We start from the raw sequence: 17,417 nt of genomic DNA, 5'->3' as shown, positions 1-17,417 counted from the left end.
CACCCACCCGCCCAGGATCGAGGAGAACCCCATGGCAGAAGCACTTCAGCAGAATGCGCTGAAAGAGGTCGAGTACGCCGGCAGCGATTTCGCATCGCTGCTGCAGAAGGAATTCAAGCCCCGCAGCGACGAGGCCAAGAGCGCGGTCGAGACCGCCGTGCTCACGCTGGCGCAGCAGGCGCTGTCGAACACGGCGCTGATCGGCAAGGACGTCACGCAGTCGATCCAGGCCATGATTGCCGCCATCGACGCCAAGCTGACCGAGCAGGTCAACAAGATCATCCACCACCCGGACTACCAGAAGCTCGAGAGTGCATGGCGCGGCCTGCACTACATGGTCAACAACACCGAGACCGACGAGAACCTGAAGATCCGCGTGATGGACGTCTCCAAGCAGGACTTGGCCAAGACACTGAAGAAGTTCAAGGGCGCGGCCTGGGACCAGAGCCCGATGTTCAAGAAGGTCTACGAAGAGGAATACGGCCAGTTCGGCGGCGAGCCCTTCGGCGCCATCGTGGGCGACTACCACTTCGACCACACGCCGCCCGACGTCGAGCTGCTGGGCGAGATGGCCAAGATCGCGGCCGCCGCGCATGCGCCCTTCATCACCGGCGCCAACCCCAGCCTGATGCAGATGGGCAGCTGGCAGGAGCTGGCCAACCCGCGCGACCTGACCAAGATCTTCGGCACGCCCGAGTACGCCGGCTGGCGCACGCTGCGCGAATCGGACGACTCGCGCTACCTGGGCCTGTGCATGCCGCGCTTCCTGGCGCGCACGCCCTACGGCGCCAACAGCAATCCGGTCGAGGAATTCGACTTCGAGGAAGACACGGCCGGCGCCGACCACAACAAGTACGCCTGGGCCAACGCCGCCTATGCGATGGCCACCAACATCAACCGCTCGTACAAGGAATACGGCTGGGGCTCGCGCATCCGCGGCATCGAGTCGGGCGGCGCGGTGGAGAACCTGCCGCTGCACACCTTCCCGAGCGACGACGGCGGCGTGGACCAGAAGTGCCCCACCGAGATCGCCATCAGCGACCGCCGCGAGGCCGAGCTGTCCAAGGCCGGCCTGCTGTCGATGATCCACCGCAAGAACTCGGACTTCGCGGCCTTCATCGGCGCGCAGTCGCTGCACAAGCCGGCCGAGTACGACGACCCGGACGCCTCGGCCAATGCCAACCTGGCGGCCCGCCTGCCCTACCTCTTCGCCTGCAACCGCTTCGCGCACTACCTCAAGTGCATCGTGCGCGACAAGATCGGCGGCTTCAAGGAGAAGGCCGACATGGAGCGCTGGCTGAACAAGTGGATCACCAACTACGTGGACGGCGATCCCGCCACGTCATCGGAAGAGACCAAGGCCCGCAAGCCGCTGGCCGCCGCCGAGGTGATCGTGGAGGAGGTCGAGGGCAACCCGGGCTACTACACGTCCAAGTTCTTCCTGCGCCCGCACTACCAGCTCGAAGGCCTGACGGTGTCGCTGCGACTGGTGTCGAAGCTGCCCTCGGCCAAGGGTGGCGCCTGATCCAGGTCCCCACGGTGCGCGCAATCCCTTTTGAAAAGGCGCACCGCCTCTCGTTCTCCAGACAGCTTTCCGGCGCTTGTGCAGGAAAGCCCAATCACTTCCCACCCAACTGAAAGGTGCACATCATGGCAGTAGACATGTTCCTCAAGATCGAAGGCGCAGAGATCAAGGGCGAGTCGAGGGACGCAAAACACAAGGAGGAGCTCGACATCCTGGCCTGGAGCTGGGGCATGTCCCAGTCGGGCACGATGCACGGCGGCGGCGGCGGCGGCGCCGGCAAGGTCAACGTGCAGGATCTGAGCGTCACCAAGTACGTGGACGCGGCCTCGCATGCGCTGATCCTGGCCTGCTGCAAGGGCACCCACTACGACAAGATGACGCTGGTGGTGCGCAAGGCCGGCGACGATCCGCTGGAGTACATCAAGATCACCATGGAAGAAGTGATCATCAGCAGCGTGAGCACCGGCGGCAGCGGCGGCGAGGACCGCCTGACCGAGAACGTCGTCTTCAACTTCGCCAAGTTCAAGTTCGAGTACGACCCGCAGACGCAGAAGGGCGGCGGCAAGGGCGTGAAGACGGCCGCCTGGAACATTGCCGAGAACAAGGCCTTCGGCTGACGGACGCTGCGGACGACACCGCATCCCAAGCAAGACGCCGGCAGATGCCGGCGTCTTGCTTTGTGCCGCGAGGGCGGCCGACGCCACACGGGCGCCCGGGCCCTTCGCTGCTCAGCCGGGCATCAGCCGTGTCGCGTCGTCATGCCCGTCGGGCATCACCCACAAGGCGATGGCGGTGTAGTTGTCCTGACCGGGCTTGCCGCGCCCGACGATCTGGGCGTCGATCTGGTCCACCCATTGCCGCGGCGTGCGCGAGGCATGCAGGCAGGCGGCGAGGCCTTCGTCGCCCACCACCTCCCACACGCCGTCCGAGCACAGCAGCAGCGCATCGCCGGGCTCCAGGCGCATCCGGTCGGAGATGTCCACCTGCGGCGGTTCGGTGGCGGAGCCCAGCGCCGACAGCAGCACGTTGCGCTGCGGATGCAGGCGTGCGCCCTCGTCGTCGAGCATGCCGCCGGCCACCATCTGCTGCACCAGGCTGTGGTCCACGGTGCGCGCCACGACGGCGCCGCCACGGAACAGGTAGGCCCGGCTGTCGCCGCTGTGGGCCCACACCATGGCATGTTCCTCCAGGTCGATGGCCGCCATCACCAGCGTCGTGCGCATGGCGGCCAGCTTGCCGCCCTCGGCCTGGCGCGCGACGATGGCCTGGTTGGCCTGCGCGACCAGCTGGCGCAGCAGGCCCGGCGCCAGGCCGGGCTCGAGCGCGAAGCCACCCAGCAGGCTGGCCCGGGCCGTCGCCGCGGCCACGTCGCCCCCGCCATGGCCGCCCGCACCATCGGCCACCAGGCACAGCACATGGCGATCGTCGTACCAGTGGCCGTAGACGTCCTCGTTGTAGTCACGCCCGCCCTGGCGGGTCAGGGTGACGATCTCAATTTCCACGCGCGCTCCTCGTCGCAGTTGTCATCGTTGGGGTCTCCTGCCTCTCGGTGTCTCAGGTCGTGCCGCTGCCGGGCGGCTGCTTCAGCCGGGCCATCTGCGCTTCGTAGGCCTCCAGGAAGGCCTTGCCGAAGAGGCTGTGGAAGTCGTCCTCGGCCTCGGTGGCGATGGCGCCGTACAGCGCGGTGAACTGGTCCCACAGCTTGGCCTTGCGGTTGGCCGCGAACAGGCTGTCCAGCGCCGAGCGGGCGGCGATCTTCTTCTCGAGCTCTTCGGGGCCAAAGCGGGCGATGAGGGCGGCCAGCGCCGCGCGCAGGCCGACCATGACGCCGAACTGATGCGCGCGCAGGTCGTCGTAGGCATCGCGCATGGCGGCCTCGGCGGGCATGAAGCCGCGCAGCTGCGGGCCCAGCAGATGGCCGAGGGCGACCTCGACAGTGGGCGAGAACTTGAGGGGGTTGTTGGCCTGCGCCGCGATCATCGTGACCTCGGCACGCACCTCGCGCTTGAGCTCCTGGCGCGTCAGCAGCAGCTGCAGCGTGCCTTCGGTGGCGCTGCGCAGCATGACGCCGATGCGCTCCATCAGCGCGGGCGTGAGCTGCGCGGGCGGCTGGTGCATGCCGCCCAGGCCCCGCAGGAAGGCGGTCAGCAGTTCGCCCGAGTCTGTGCCGGTGCCTGCGTCGAAGGCGCCGGCCGTCGGCATGGCGGGCGACGGCGGCCCCCCCATGGCAGGCACCGGCGCGGCCGGCATCGCAGGCGCGGGCTGCGGCATGGCGACCGGGGCGCGCGCAGCGACCGCCGGCGCCACCGCAGGGGCCGGCGCAGGCGCTGGGGCAGGCGCCAGCAGATCGTCGAAGCCGCCGCCAGCGACCGCCGACGGACCGAAAGGCTCGTCGCCCAGCAGGTCCGCAAAGGGATCGGGCACTGCCGCCGATGCACCCGCGACGGGCAGTGTCGGCGCCGCCGCTCCCGGCGCAGGCGGCGACGGCGCGGCCACCGGCGCGGGCGGCCGCGGCACGGAGGCGCGACCGATGCGGATCGGCTCGCCGGCCGTGTCGTCGAAGGTGGCGCCACCGTCGGCCGGGCGCGCGGCAGGCGCGGGCGCGCTCGCCCGCGGCGGCGTGAAGCCGAACTGCCCGATGGGCGCGTGGTCGCTGCGAGGCGCCTGGCTTGCCGCGGGTCGCTGCTGCAGGGCCGCCAGGGGGTCGGACGCGGCTGCGGCGGTGTTGGGCTGCAAAAGCGGATCGGCCAATGGGGACAGGGCCAGCGGATCGGCGCCCGCCGGTGCGGGACCGAGGCCGAACAGATCGTCGATGCGCTGCGCGTTGGCCGTGGGATTGGAGGCCGCGGGCAGGCCCAAGTCCGAGAAGTCGTCGAGCGGCGCCGACGCGGCCGGCAGGCCGCCCAGCAGACCGCCGAAGGGATCGCCGGCCGATGCGGGGGCCGCACGGGGCGCCGCGCCCAGTGGATCGGCGAAGGCTGCTGGCAGCTCGCGCCCTCCCGCGGCCGAGGGCGCAGGCGCCGCCGGCGGACGGGCGGGCGCCGCCGCAGGCGCAAGCCCCGCCAGCAGATCGGCAAAGGGATCGTCGTCGGGCAAGGCCGGCTTCGGTGACGCCGGCGCACCGAAGTCGGTGGGCAGGTCCATCGCCGCGGCCTTCGGCGACGGGGCCGCCGCCAGCTGCTGCACGGCGAGTTCGAAGCTGCCGATCACCAGCCGCTCGCCCCCCATGAGCGCGACCTCGTTGCCCGCGCCCAGCGGCACGCCGTTGCACTGCATCGGATTGCTGCCGCGGTCCACGATCACGTACTGGTCGCCGCGGCACAGCACCTGCGCATGCACGCGCGAGACGGTGCGGTCCGGGTCGTCCAGCACCAGCGTGTTGGTGTCCGCGCGGCCGATGGTGCCGCCCTGGGGGCCGAAGCGGGCGGCCATGGGCCGCCCCATCGGGGCGCCTTGACGGCCGACGACGACGATTTCGATCATGAATGGGGCTCCCGCTGCGCGCGAAGGCGGCGAGGCCGCCGCTCGCCGATGTGCGGGCCAGTATTCATAGGGCCCGACGCCTTGGCAATCTCGCCGGAAGAGGTATGCCGTCGCCCGTGCGCAGGCCTTTGGAAAACGCACCGCCCGGATCGTCTAATCGGCGCATGCCGCCATTGCCTTCAAGGAGTCGAACCATGGGCCTCCTGACCCTCCTGTCCGCCTTGCTCGGCGCCTGCCAGGGCGGTGGCGGCGACCGTGAGCAACCCGGCGACACGCCGAACCCCGTGCTGGCCGACCTGCTGCAGAAGGCCATCGACGCCGAGATCGGCCGCATGAACCCCGTATGGGCGCCCGGCCTGCTGCCCCAGGCCCCGCAGCAGGCCCGCGCGTGGCTCGGCGAGATCGACGAAGTGGTGGCGCGCTGCCGCTACGGCCCCGGCAACCGCACCAAGAGCAACCTGCTCGAGTACGACGTGCGGCTGCGCTCCGGCGAACAGATCCAGGACGTGTACAGCGGGCTGCGGTGCCTCTACGGCACGGCGCGGCCGCTGGTGATGCGCGTGCGCTTCGAGGCGGGCCAGGTGCGCGAGGTGCTGACCGATGGGCGCGAGCGCGAGGCATCGACGACGGCGGCGTCCAACGAGCTGCGGCAGTTCGCCCACAGCGTGGTGCGCCTCGACTGGGACCGGCGCGAGTCGCTGTACTTCCCGCCGCCCAAGACGCCGCAGGACATCGCGCGCGAGTGGACGCCGCCGCCGCCGCGCTGAGGCTCTCAGGGCGCGAGCAGCAGCACCACCGGCTGGCTCGGCACCACGCGCACGCCCGGGCAGTTGGTGCTGTTCTGCAGCGACATGCTGGTCAGCCGGGAGGCCGGCATGCCCTGCAGCAGCACGGTGAACGCGCCGGTGAGGTGCCGGCTCGGCCCCATCACCGTGCCCGATGCCACGCCCAGCAGCACGCCCGCGTTGTCGCCATTGGTCATGGGAATGGTGGTGCCCAGGTTGTGCGCCGGCCCGCCCATGATGAGGATGGTCGGGCAGTTGGGGATGGCCATCGGCCCCATGGCGATGTTGGGATACGGCACCGGGATCGGCGAGGGCACCGCGGGCGTGAGGCAGACGTCGGGGAAGCCCATGTCGGTTCCCATGACCTGGCAGTTGGCGAACATGCGGCGCTCCTCGATGGGGATGAAAGGCGTCAGCCGAAGTGGATCTGCGCGCCCCGCGCCTTCACCAGCTTCTCGCCATTGACCAGCGCGTGCTCGCCCGACAGCCGCAGGGTCTGCTCGGCCTCGCAGTTCAGGTGCGTGGCATGCACCTGGTCCATCCCCTCGGTGCGGCGCAGGTAATGGCGGCTGTGGTGCTGCACACGCTCCATCACCGTCGACAGCACCGAGCCCACCAGCTTGAACACGCCGGCGCTCACGCGCAGCTGGCGTCCGACCACGTCGGCACCGTCCACCGCCACCTGGGCCTGCGGCGCGGTGATGGCCAGGCTGCGGCCGGCGCGCAGGTCCAGCGCTTCGGCCTGCAACGACAGCGTGCCGCCCTCCGCCTGCAGCAGGGCGTCCCCGGGCAGGCTGAGCAGATGGGGCGCGTCCGATTCTTCGCGCTGCAGCACGTTCATGACCCACCACTGTGCGGGCGCGACGCGCAGGCAGGCCACCGTGTCGCCGGGCCGCGGCGCCAGCAGGCAGCCCACCGCGCGCCGGGCCTGGACCTGCAGGCCACCACTGACCACCGCCAGCCCTTCGGCGCCGGATGCCGTGACCACGCCCACGCACCATTCGGCATCGATGGCCTTGGCCGCGCGAGAGGCCGTCGCGGTGGAAGGGCTGGGGGAAGAGGGACGCGCTGCCGCGCGGGGGCTCGGGGACATGGGGTTGCTCCTGGGATTCAGCCCGCGACGGGCTGCCATTGTTCGGCCTGGGCCAGATCGGGATCGGTCTCGAGCGCGCGTGCACGGTCGCTCATCTGCGCGCCTTCGGTGCGGGCACCATGCAGCACCGTGCGCATCAGGCCGGCGCCACGCAGGTCGGCCTGGGTCAGGTCCGCATGACGCAGGTCGGCATGGGCCAGCTCGGCGCCCCGCAGGTCGGCACCGGCGAGCGCGGCGCCGGCCAGGTGCACCTGGAACAGGTCGGCGCCGGCAAAGCAGGCGCCCGGCAGCTGCGCGCCGGTGAACAGCGCCTGTCGCAGCTGCGCCTCCCGGAAATCCACCTGGCTGCCTTCGGCCTGGCAGAAGAGCGCATGGCTGCCCCGCACGCGCGCGAAGCGGGCCTGGTCCAGCCTGGCCTGCTGGAAGTTGCAGCCGGCGATCAGGGCTTCGCTGAAGTCCGCGCCACGCAGATCGGCCTGCAGGAACTGGCAGCCCTGCAGCGCCAGACCGCGGAAGTCCATGCCGGCCAGCACCGCCCCGACGAAGGCCACGCGCTCCAGGCGGGCACCGCGCCAGCTCATGTGCTGCATGCCGCACTGGTAGAGCGTCGTCTGGCGCCACACCGCCTCTTCGGCGGCCACATCCAGCAGACTGGTCTCGCTGAAGGTGGCGGCGTCCAGGTCGGCCCCGCGCAGCACGGCGTGGTCCAGGCGCGTCTTGCTCACCAGGGCCATCGACAGCTGGGCCTGGCCCAGCTGGGCATGCGGGGCCTGGCACTCGGTGAGCACCGCGCCGTGCAGCATCGCGGACCGCAGGTCCGCATGGTCCATCCGGCAGCGGTTGAACACCGCCTTGCGCAGCAGTGCGCCCGCCATCAGCACGCCGCGCAGGTCGCACTGGTCGAAGACGCATTCGCGCAGGTCCGCCTCGCGCAGGTCGGCCTCGCCGAACTGGCACCGGCTGAAGATGCCGCCGCCCAGGTCGGCCCGGCCGTAGGCACCCTTGCGCAGATCCAGTGCCTCGATCAGTTCGCCGACGGCCACGGCGGCAGACAGGCTGTGCAGGGACAGCGTCACGGCCGCCCCCCCTTCCGCGCCCGCCGAGGCGGCTGCGTGCGGCCCCGGCTCGGCCAGGTGCAGCGGCAAAGGAAGGCGCACCGGGTCATGCCGCCCCCTGCTGTTGCGGCGTCAGCCGGGGCCAGGTGCGTGCACGGGTGAGCAGTGCGCCCTCCAGCCGCACGTCGCCGTCGAGCCGCACGCGCGACAGGTCGGCGGCAAAGAGGTTGCTGCGGCGCAGATCGGCACCGCGCAGGTCGGCATGCTGGAGCACGGCGTCCTTGAGGTTGATGCCGGCCATCTGCGCACCCCGCAGCCGCGTGCGGCGCAGCAGTGCGCCCTGCGCGCTCGCCAGACGCAGGTCGGCACCGGTGAAGTCGGCCTCGCACAGGAAGGCCCCGTCCAGCCGCGACTGCGCAAAGCGCGCGCCCGCCAGGCCCATGCTGCCCAGGTTGGCACCGACCAGCCGCGCCTGGCTGAAATCGGCGCCGGCGGCATCGCATTGCTGTGCGAAGACCGCGCCATCGAGCAGCGCGCCGCCCAGGCGGGCCCCGGCCAGCCGGCATCCCATGAAGGTGGCCTGCGACAGGCGGGCGCCGCGCAGATCCACGCCATCGAGCGCGCATTCGATGAAGGTCGCGGCCGTGAGGTCGGCCTCGGCCAGCACCAGGCCCTGCAGGTCGAGCTTGTGGAAGGTCTGGCCCGGCGCCACCGCACCGGTCCAGTCCACCCGGCCCCACTGGCTCTCGAACAGCATCGCCCCCGTCAGGGTGGCGCGGCGCCACTGCGTGTCGCCGAACCCGCAGTGCATCAGCGTGGCCTGTTCGAGCTGGGCCTCGTCGAAGACCGCGCCGGACAGCCGCGCCCGGCCCAGGTTGGCGCCCATCAGCCGGGTGCCGACGGCGACCACGCCCCGCAGGTCCGCATGCGCCAGCACGGCGGCCGTGAAGTCGGCACCGGAGATGTTGGCCTGCGAGAGGTTGGCACTCTCCAGCCAGGCGCCCGCGAAGTCGCAGCCACGCAGGTCCAGGCCCGACAGGTCGGCACCCGTCAGGTCCATCCGCGCGAACTGACGCAGGCCGACCGCCACGGCGCGCTCGATCTCGGCGCGCAGCGCGCGGGCGGGCGCAGGCGCCATGGGCGCGGCAGGCAACTGGGCATGGGCCGACTGCAGGTAGCCCATGCGCTCGGCCGCCTCCTGCCGGACCAGGCCGGCGTGCATGCCTGGCCGGTCGAAGGCCCGGCCCTGGGCCAGCGCCGCCATCTCGGCCAGGCGCTCCTCGGCATTGAAGCGCGGCGGCCCGCGATGCGCCAGCGCGGGCAGGTCCAGCTTCTGGCGGGCGGCCATCTCCAGCGCCTTCTCGGCCTGCGTCAACACGTCGTCCAGCATGGCCCAGTGCTGACGCTGCGCCTCCTTCTGCTGACGCTCCAGGTAGGCCACCAGCTCGGCCGGCCGCGTCGGCGCACGGTCCACCGGCGGCATCCGCAGCCCCAGCGCGTCCGGGTCCTTGCCGAGGGCGCGGGCCTGCGCCCTCGCCAGGGTGACCTCGGACTCCGCGCGGCGACGCTGGGCGTCGGCCTGCAGCTGGTCGCCCGCGAAGGCCTGCCGGCGCAGCTCGGCGTCGGGGTCCAGGTCGTCCAGGCCCTCGGGCAGCAGGTCCGCGTCGTTGAGCGCCTGCAGGGCTCCCATGGCCGGGTCGGCCCGCTTGTCCAGCACGGCGGCATAGTGGGCATCGTCCCGCGGTGCGCCGACGCGCTCCACGGCACCCAGCAGACAGCGGATGTCGCTGCCATCGTCGGTGGCGATCTCGGCCAGTCCCTGGAACAGGGCGATGGCCCGCTCCGCGTGCGGAAAGAACCACAGCGTGGTCAGCCGCAGCGGCACCTCGCGCAGCCGGGTCTCGCCGCCCGCCAATGCGTAGTCGGCGAAGACGCGCGCCCGCAGCCCGGGCAGCCGGCCTTCCACGCGGGGCCGGGTGGGATGCAGGTGGTCGAAGGCGAAGGCCTCGTCGCCACGCAGCGGCTGCTCGAACCACTGGTCCGGCGGCGCCATGTTGAAGTGGCGCCAGTCCAGGTCGGGCGCGAAGCCGGGCGCATGCTCGCGCAGGTAGGACTCGTCATAGGTGCCGCGGTGCGCGGCGCGCCACGGGTGCAGGGGTTCGAGCGCGCCGAAGCCGGCCGGCGGCACGGCCTGGTCGGGCCGCTGCAGCCGCGCCGCGGGCGACTCGATGTTGGGCAGCCAGTGCACGCCGTCCACGGCCGTGCGGCCCCGGCCCGCAGGGTTGAGCGCGAAGTCGGCGCCGCCGTAGGCATGGGCCCAGTCCAGCGGCAGGGACTCGAAGGGCTGCGGGGCGGTGGGCCGATCGCCGTGCCAGTGCCGCTCGCCGAAGACCAGCAGCGTCTTCTGCAGCGGGCCCACCTGCGCCCGCACCGCGCAGGCGCCAGGGCGCGCGGGATCGGCATGGGCGCGCCCATGCACCAGGAACTCGGGCGTGAGCTTGGCGATGCCCTCGTCGATCAGTGGGACGGCCATCTCCTCGGCCAGGAAGGTCCACATCGACTGCTCGCCCCACAGGGTGCCGCCTTCGGCCTGGGCGAAGGGGATGTGCAGGCTGGCCGTGACGCACAGGCCGTAGCGGCGGCGGTACTCGATGGGCCGTGTGGACAGTCCCAGGGACATGGGCTTGTGGACCTGCATCGGTGCTCACTGCCCCCCGGGCGGCTGGTAGGGCTTGGGCATCTCGGGCATGGCCGGCAGGTCGGGCATGGGCGGCACGCCCGGCTTGGCCGGGCCGTCCAGGCCTGCACTGGCGGGGCCGGCCTCCTCGGCGCCGGTCACCGTGTCCCACACGGTCTTGGCCATGCCCACGTCGGAGTTGACGCTCTCGCCCGCCACGACCACGGCCAGCGCGCCGGGGTTGACGGCGGCTGCGCCGCCTTCGACCGCGCGCAACCGGGCCGTCGTCGCCATGCGGTTCAGGCGGCCGGACAGATCGGTGAGGCCCTGGGCCTTCGCCTCCTTGGCGGCGTCCTCCAGCGCCTTGGCCGCATCCACGTACTGCTTGATCGTGGCGGCCACGTCGAACGCACCGCGGATGACCGCGCCAACCCCCATCGCGGCCGCCACGATGGCGCCGGCCTGCGACGCGGCTGCGGCGGCTGCCGCGCTCGGCGCGCCCGCCTGCAGGATCTTCATGGGAGAGATGTCCACCCACAGGGCCTCGGTGGTGAGGTTGGGCCCGGCGCTGTTCGCGAGCTTCACTGCGAGCACGTTCTCCATCTGGATGCCCGCGAAGTTCGAGATGCTCATCGCCAGCGCGTTCTCCATGCTCATGCCCATGAAGGTGGAGCGCGCGATGCCGATGTTGGCCTCGCTGTTGGTGCCGATGTAGCCGCTGGAGTTGGCGCCCAGCACCGTGGTGTTGGAGCCCACCGAGGTCGCGTCGATGTTGGCCACCGCCATCGTCGTCACGTTCGAGTTGCTGACGATCTTGACCTCGTTGGCCATGATGGCGTGCTTGCCATTGGTCACGTCGTTGTGGTCGCCGCCGGACTGGATCTTGGTGTTGCCGTTGGTGATGAAGGCCGTGTCCGAGCCCACCGACACCGTGTGGAAGCCGGCGATGCCCACGTCCATGTTGGCGCCGATGGCCGTCTTCTGGAAGCCGCCGATGGCCACGTCCTGGTTGGCCGTGACGATCAGGCCCTGCATGCCCTTGACCGAGGTCTTCTGGCCGGCGTGGTAGATGTTCTCCTGGAAGCCCGCCACCTGCGTGAGCTGCCCGCCGCCGCCGATGGTGTTGACCTGGCGCTGGCCGACGGTGTTCTCCTGCTTCTCGACCACCACCGTGGTCTCGTTGCGGCCGACCTTCGACGTGCGATCTCGGTCCACCGTCTCGCTCTGGTCGCGGCCCACGCTCACCGAATCGTCCACCTCCACCGAGGTCGACATGTTCCGCTCGGCATGGATGTTCACCAGCTCGGCGCCCTTCTTGTCCTCGAACATGATCTCGTTGTAGTTCGAGGGGCCGCCGCCAGGCGTGGAGCGCGTCTTGAAGCCGCTCTGCGTGGCGCTGGGATAGGGAATGGGCTGGTCGTCGTTGTAGACGCGGCCCATGATCAGCGGCCGGTCCGGGTCGCCATTGAGGAAGTCGACCACCACCTCCTGCCCGATGCGCGGCGCGAAGTAGCCGCCCCAGCCCTTGCCGGCCCAGGGCTGCGACACGCGGATCCAGCAGGTGGACTTCTCGTTGCTCGCGTCGTAGCGGTCCCAGTGGAAGTGCACCTTGACGCGGCCGAAGGCGTCCACGTCGTGTTCCTTGCCCTGTGCCCCCACCACGATGGCCGACTGCGGGCCCGGCATGCGCACGCGCGGCGTGAGCCGCGGCGGCTTGAAGGTGGTCTCCGCGGGCAGGGCCGTGAGCAGGAACAGGCCCGCCCCGCGCCGGCCGGTGTGCAGCAGCGGCTCCTCGGCCACCAGCCGGCCCAGCGCGTCCAGCACCTGGGCGTTGACGGCGTCGTCGGCCAGCAGTGCCATCAGCAGGCGCCCCGCCGCCTCCTCGCGCGGCGGCGCATCGATGCCCTCGTAGCCCGGGTGCATCAGCACCAGCGTGCAACCCGCGATCAGGTAGGCGCCGTCGCGCGTGCCGTCCGGATCGCCGCTGAAGTCGAAGCAGCGGCCCACGGCCACGTCGGGCCAGGCCGTGAGCGCCCAGTGCTGCCGCCGCTCGGAGACCATCTGGTCGATGCGCGCGCCCAGCTTGAGGTTGAGCGCACCGTTCTCGAAGTAGCCGCCCGGAAACTCGAACACCTCCAGGTCGCTCAGCTCGTGCTCGCCCGAGGCGTCGGCGTCGGACTTGAGTACGGTGCGGATCTTCTTGAAGTCGCTGTCGCGCGAGGCATAGCGGCCGCTGCCGAGCGACTGCGCATCGCACCAGCGCAGGATCTCGTCGAAGCGCTCCTCGCCACCGCCGGTGGCCATCGGCAGCTCGTGCACCACGGGCAGCTTGTCGTGCGCCGTGCCGGCGCCGTCGGCCAGCAGCATGGTGCCCGGCGCGTCGTGCGCATCGAACCAGTAGTAGATGCCCTCGTCCTCGAGCAGGCGCGAGACGAAGTCGTAGTCGCTCTCCTCGAACTGCACGCAGTAGGTGCGCGGCTTGTGCTCGCCCACCACGCCGCTGGGCTTGGTCTTCTTGAAGCGCTTGATGGCGCTGTCCTCGAAGGTCGCGTCCATCACCTCCAGCACGCTCTTGTCCTGGTGGATGCGGGCGTTGGTCCGCTTGGTCAGCAGCCAGAACCAGGAGCGCAGGGTGATGCGGTACTCGAAGTAGCGCCCCACCGCGCCCAGGCGCGCGAAGCGCACCGCATGGCCCTGGCAATGCCGCTGGTGCGTGTTGCCACCCGGGTCCAGGAACTCCACCACCACGTCGAAGGCATGGCCCAGCACGTCGCGCGCGTCCAGGTCGTTGGCCTTGGAGAGCACCGACAGCTCGTAGGCGGCCGGCCGGCTCAGGCCCTCGTGCCCGACGATGCCCCAGAACATGAGCTCGCCGTTGACGGGCGATTCGCTTTCGATGCGGAATTCCTGTGTGGCCATGGTGGCGATGTCGGGTGGGTCAGCGACGGCGGGCGGCGACGAGCCAGCCCTGCACGGGCCGGGCGTTCTCGTTGCGCAGATGCACGGAATCGAAGGCCACGGGCTCCAGGCCGGCGGCCTCCAGGTCGGCACGCACCGCTGCGCCGTCGTGGCTGTAGCGGCCGTGGGGGTTGAGGATGAAGCCGTCGGACGAGAGAGGCTGCCCGTGCAGATCGGGATCGACAGCCTCCAGCGTGAAGATGAGCCAGCCGCCCGGCCGCAGCACGTCGTGCGCCGCCGTGAAGACAGGCGCCAGTCGGCCGAAATAGCACAGCGTGTCGGCCGAGACGATCAGGTCGCGGCTGGCCGCTTCGCTCTGCTGCAGGAAGGCGGTGAGTTCGGCCTTGACAAGGCGGTGGTAGACCTGCCTGGGCTCGGCCTTGGCCAGCATGCCGGCCGACAGGTCCACGCCCTCCAGATGGCGAGCAAAGGGTGCAAGCAACGGCCCGCACAGGCCGGTGCCGCAGCCCGCGTCGAGGATGTCCAGGGACGCACGGGGCTCGCCCAGGCAGGACGCGACCTGGCCGGCCACCAGCTCCGGGGCGCGGTAGTGCAGCATGGCCAGCTTGGCGTCGAAGCTGTTGGCAAAGCCGTCAAACACCGACTCGACGTAGCCGTCGGCCGCACGCTCGGGCACCAGGGTGCCCGTGCACGCCGCCAGGTGATGGGCGGCCTCGGGGTTGTCGGGCTCGTCCTTGAGCCAACCCTGGTACACCTCGGCCGCCTCGGCCAGCCGACCCACGCTGAAGAAGGCCATGCCCAGAAGACGCTTGGCCTTGGCATGGCGGGGCGAGCGCAGCAACGCCTCGCAGAACATCCGCAGGCTTTCCTCGTGGCGATCCAGCGCCAGCAGCAGGCTTGCGCAGTTGGTGCGGGCATCGACGGAGTCCGGGGCCAGCGCGATCGACTGCCGATAGGCCTGTTCGGCTTCGTCCAGCCGGCCCTGCTCCCGCCGCAGCACGCCCAGGTTGTTGTGGAAGGCCGCGCGCTCCGGCGCGAGTGCCAGGGCGCGCTCGTAGGCCTGCGCCGCCTTGTCCAGCCGCCCCGCTTCGAGCAGCACGTTGCCAAGGTTGCTGTGCCAGTCGGCGACCGTCGGATCCGCGGCGATGGCGCGTTCCATCAAGGCCAGTGCTTCGTCGGAGCGGCCTCTCTGATGCAGGAGCATGCCCAGGAAGTGCAGGACGTTGGCATCGCCGCCGTCGGCCAGGGCCCTGTAGATGCGTTCGGCCGCATCCAGGCGACCTTCGCGATGCCACGCCACTGCCAGTTGCAGGACCTGTGCCATGTCCAGCTCGACCGAAGGCGCCGGACCGGCCATGGCTGCCGCCGCCGCGGCCGTCGCCGTCGCATCACCGCCTGGGTGGCGCTTCGGTACAAGAGCCGCGGAAAGCCGCTTGTCCATGGCAGGTGTACGTGTCACGACTGCACGAGCGTGGCAGGATGATCGCTACAGGACGCAGCGGGGACGGGCTCAGAAATCATCATCGTCTCCGTCGTAGCCCATCGCCGCACGGCGCTTTTCCATGGCGCCTTTGAGGACGTCCTTGACGCGGGGTTCGATGGCGGACGATTTGCCCTGCCACTTCTTGTCTTGGTCGATCCCGGCGCCCTTCGGATCGATGATGCCGGTATTGAAGTCGAGGTAGGCGTACTCCGGCCTGATTGCCAGCCCGGTATTGTCGAACTCGATGCGGAAGCGGTTCTCCGTGAACTTCATGCTGGAGAAAGGCGGCAGGCCGACCGTCATTGCCTCCTCCTCCCAGCCATACAGGAAGAGGACCCGGCCCGTCATGACGCGCCAGGCATGTGTCAGTTCGTGCGCCAGCACCACGGGCAAGGGAAGGTGAAGGGGGCTCTTCGACATCGGCAGATGCTTCATGTGCCCTTCGCTGTAGTTCAGCTTCTTGTGGTTGAACGCGATCAGGCAGTCGCTGCCCGGGCCAGGTGTCAGGAAGTCGTACAGGTAGACGCGCAGCTTCGCGTCGGTGTTGGGATCGATGGATTTTTTGCCTTCTTCCATCTGCTTGAGCACGCTCGGCGACACCCCCACCAGGCGCGCCACGGCGTCCCGCCCGATGAACCGCGGCCGCGCACGGCCGATGCCCAGAAACTTCTTCACCCGCGAGCGACCACTCAGGTCCTCGCATGCACGCTCCAGAACCCGGTGAAGTTCGAGTTCACCGCCGACCACCTCGTCCAGCGGTACCACCATCGATGGGTCGACGTCTTCGCCGCCCTGATACGGCCCTTCTTCGATGTCCCACGTCCGGTAGATCTTCACCACATGCCCGCTGGCGTTGATCTCGTTCAGGAGCTGCCGCCCCATCCCCGTCGCCTTGATGGCGTCCAGCGTCCGCCTGGTGGTATCGACGAAATCCTTCGCCTTGGCGCCCGACAAGGCCGCTGGGACGTTGTTGCGGATTCGGCCGCCCTTGATCTGGATGCCGCTGCTGTAGAACTCAGTCATGTGGACCTCTTTGGAGTGTGAGTGCGAGGCGCGCGATCGCGGGTGTCAGAACCCGTAGCTGAAGTTGCCGTCCACCACGCCGACCTGCACACGCTCGATCGGCTTGCCTTCCATCATTCGCGTGAGGAACTCGCGGCTGATGTCCGGCAGCATGGTGTTGGTGAGGATGGCGTCGATCATCCGGCCGCCCGATTCGCTCTCGGTGCAGCGGCTGACGACCAGCTTGACGACGTCGTCGCCCACTTCGAACGGGATCTTGTAGCGGGCCTCGACGCGCTTCTTGATGCGGCCCAGCTGCAGCCGCACGATGCTGCCCAGCATCTCGTCCGACAGCGGGTAGTACGGGATGGTCACCAGCCGGCCCAGCAGCGCGGGCGGGAAGACCTTGAGCAGCGGCTCGCGCAGGGCCTTGGCCATCGACTCGGGATCGGGCATCAGCTCGGGGTCGCGGCACATGCTGGCGATCAGGTCGGTGCCGGCATTGGTGGTGAGCAGGATCAGCGTGTTCTTGAAGTCGATGGTGCGGCCTTCGCCGTCTTCCATGAAGCCCTTGTCGAAGACCTGGAAGAAGAGCTCGTGCACGTCGCTATGCGCCTTCTCCACCTCGTCCAGCAGCACCACGCTGTAGGGCTTGCGGCGCACGGCCTCGGTCAGCACGCCGCCTTCGCCGTAGCCCACGTAGCCAGGGGGCGCGCCCTTGAGCGAACTGACGGTGTGCGCCTCCTGGTACTCGCTCATGTTGATGACGATGAGGTTCTGCTCGCCGCCGTACAGTGCCTCGGCCAGGGCCAGGGCGGTCTCGGTCTTGCCCACGCCCGAGGTGCCGGCCAGCATGAACACGCCGATGGGCTTGCTGGGGTTGTCCAGGCCCGCGCGGCTGGTCTGGATGCGCTTGGCGATCATCTCCATCGCATGGTCCTGGCCGATCACGCGCTGGCCCAGCAGCACGGGCAGCTTGAGCACGGTGTCGATCTCGTTGCGCTGCATGCGGCCGACCGGAATGCCCGTCCAGTCGCCCACCACGGCCGCGACGGCCTGGTAGTCCACGGTGGGCAGGATCAGCGGCGACTCGCCCTGCAGCGTGGCGAGTTCGGCCTGCAGCGCGCGCAGCCGCACCAGCATGGCCTCGCGGTCTTCGCCCACTGCCCCAGCGGCGGCGGAGTCTTCGCTCCCTCCCCCGCTGGGGGAGGGTTGGGGTGGGGGCGCGCCCTCTGCAGACGCTGCAGACGCTGCCGGGGGGGGGGGGGGGGGGGCCCCCCCCCCCGGGGGGGGGGGGGGGGGGGGGGGGGGGGGGGGTGTGTTTGCCTGGTGTGGTCCCACTCACTGGCATTTGGGGCGTGGCACACGGGGTTGTTTCTCCCCGGGCCCCCCCCG

12 protein-coding genes and 1 pseudogene are annotated in these 17,417 nt (G+C 70.3%); 3 read left to right on the top strand and 10 right to left on the bottom strand.

Features of this window, described 5'->3' with window-relative positions:
- The first annotated feature begins 31 nt into the window (after window positions 1-31).
- Both tssC and ABIC63_RS28895 read left to right on the top strand, forming a co-directional pair.
- Window positions 32-1,525 carry a type VI secretion system contractile sheath large subunit gene (tssC, locus tag ABIC63_RS28900; RefSeq protein ID WP_294377707.1) on the top strand — a complete coding sequence of 498 codons (1,494 nt, stop codon included), beginning with the start codon at window positions 32-34 and terminating at the stop codon, window positions 1,523-1,525.
- A gap of 125 nt (window positions 1,526-1,650) precedes the next feature.
- On the top strand, window positions 1,651-2,142 hold the full coding sequence (locus ABIC63_RS28895; protein ID WP_294377709.1) for an Hcp family type VI secretion system effector: 492 nt from the start codon (window positions 1,651-1,653) through the stop codon (window positions 2,140-2,142).
- Window positions 2,143-2,253: 111 nt separating this feature from the next.
- On the opposite strand, the gene ABIC63_RS28890 is transcribed toward ABIC63_RS28895, so the two are convergent.
- Together ABIC63_RS28890 and tagH are read right to left on the bottom strand one after the other, a co-directional pair.
- On the bottom strand, window positions 2,254-3,027 hold the full coding sequence (locus tag ABIC63_RS28890; RefSeq protein WP_294377712.1) for a PP2C family protein-serine/threonine phosphatase: 774 nt from the start codon (window positions 3,025-3,027) through the stop codon (window positions 2,254-2,256).
- Window positions 3,028-3,079: 52 nt separating this feature from the next.
- Window positions 3,080-5,008, bottom strand: a complete 1,929-nt coding sequence (gene tagH, locus ABIC63_RS28885; protein ID WP_294377714.1) for a type VI secretion system-associated FHA domain protein TagH — start codon at window positions 5,006-5,008, stop codon at window positions 3,080-3,082.
- Between the two features lie 194 nt (window positions 5,009-5,202).
- On the opposite strand from tagH, the gene ABIC63_RS28880 reads away from it, so the two are divergent.
- Window positions 5,203-5,775, top strand: coding sequence for a hypothetical protein (locus ABIC63_RS28880; protein ID WP_354322321.1), 573 nt, complete (start codon window positions 5,203-5,205; stop codon window positions 5,773-5,775).
- Window positions 5,776-5,780: 5 nt separating this feature from the next.
- On the opposite strand, the gene ABIC63_RS28875 is transcribed toward ABIC63_RS28880, so the two are convergent.
- From ABIC63_RS28875 to ABIC63_RS28840, 8 genes and pseudogenes are all read right to left on the bottom strand, one after another.
- Window positions 5,781-6,176: a DUF4150 domain-containing protein gene (locus ABIC63_RS28875; protein WP_114802058.1), complete on the bottom strand. Its 396-nt coding sequence runs from the start codon at window positions 6,174-6,176 to the stop codon at window positions 5,781-5,783.
- A 29-nt stretch (window positions 6,177-6,205) separates the two neighbouring features.
- A complete protein-coding gene (locus ABIC63_RS28870) occupies window positions 6,206-6,886 on the bottom strand; it encodes a DUF3540 domain-containing protein (RefSeq protein WP_354322320.1) in 681 nt (226 codons plus the stop codon).
- 17 nt (window positions 6,887-6,903) lie between these two features.
- Window positions 6,904-7,962, bottom strand: a complete 1,059-nt coding sequence (locus tag ABIC63_RS28865) for a pentapeptide repeat-containing protein (RefSeq protein ID WP_354322319.1) — start codon at window positions 7,960-7,962, stop codon at window positions 6,904-6,906.
- An 85-nt stretch (window positions 7,963-8,047) separates the two neighbouring features.
- Complete coding sequence (locus ABIC63_RS28860; protein WP_354322318.1) at window positions 8,048-10,621, bottom strand: DUF2169 family type VI secretion system accessory protein; 2,574 nt, start codon at window positions 10,619-10,621, stop codon at window positions 8,048-8,050.
- 24 nt (window positions 10,622-10,645) lie between these two features.
- Complete coding sequence (locus tag ABIC63_RS28855; protein WP_354322317.1) at window positions 10,646-13,537, bottom strand: type VI secretion system tip protein TssI/VgrG; 2,892 nt, start codon at window positions 13,535-13,537, stop codon at window positions 10,646-10,648.
- A gap of 19 nt (window positions 13,538-13,556) precedes the next feature.
- Entirely contained in the window at window positions 13,557-14,861 is a 1,305-nt protein-coding gene (locus ABIC63_RS28850; protein WP_354322316.1) for a tetratricopeptide repeat protein, read from the bottom strand.
- A gap of 186 nt (window positions 14,862-15,047) precedes the next feature.
- Window positions 15,048-16,043 (bottom strand): M91 family zinc metallopeptidase, encoded by a 996-nt coding sequence (locus ABIC63_RS28845; protein WP_354322315.1) that lies wholly within the window; start codon window positions 16,041-16,043, stop codon window positions 15,048-15,050.
- Window positions 16,044-16,088: 45 nt separating this feature from the next.
- A pseudogene (locus tag ABIC63_RS28840) lies at window positions 16,089-17,249 on the bottom strand (AAA family ATPase); the annotation flags it as partial.
- Window positions 17,250-17,417: the final 168 nt, after the last annotated feature.

This window comes from Pseudacidovorax sp. 1753, assembly GCF_040544975.1.
Classification (GTDB): Bacteria; Pseudomonadota; Gammaproteobacteria; order Burkholderiales; family Burkholderiaceae_C; genus Xenophilus.
The sequence above is the reverse complement of the archived record's forward strand: the minus strand, read 5'-3'. Positions and strand labels throughout refer to the sequence as shown.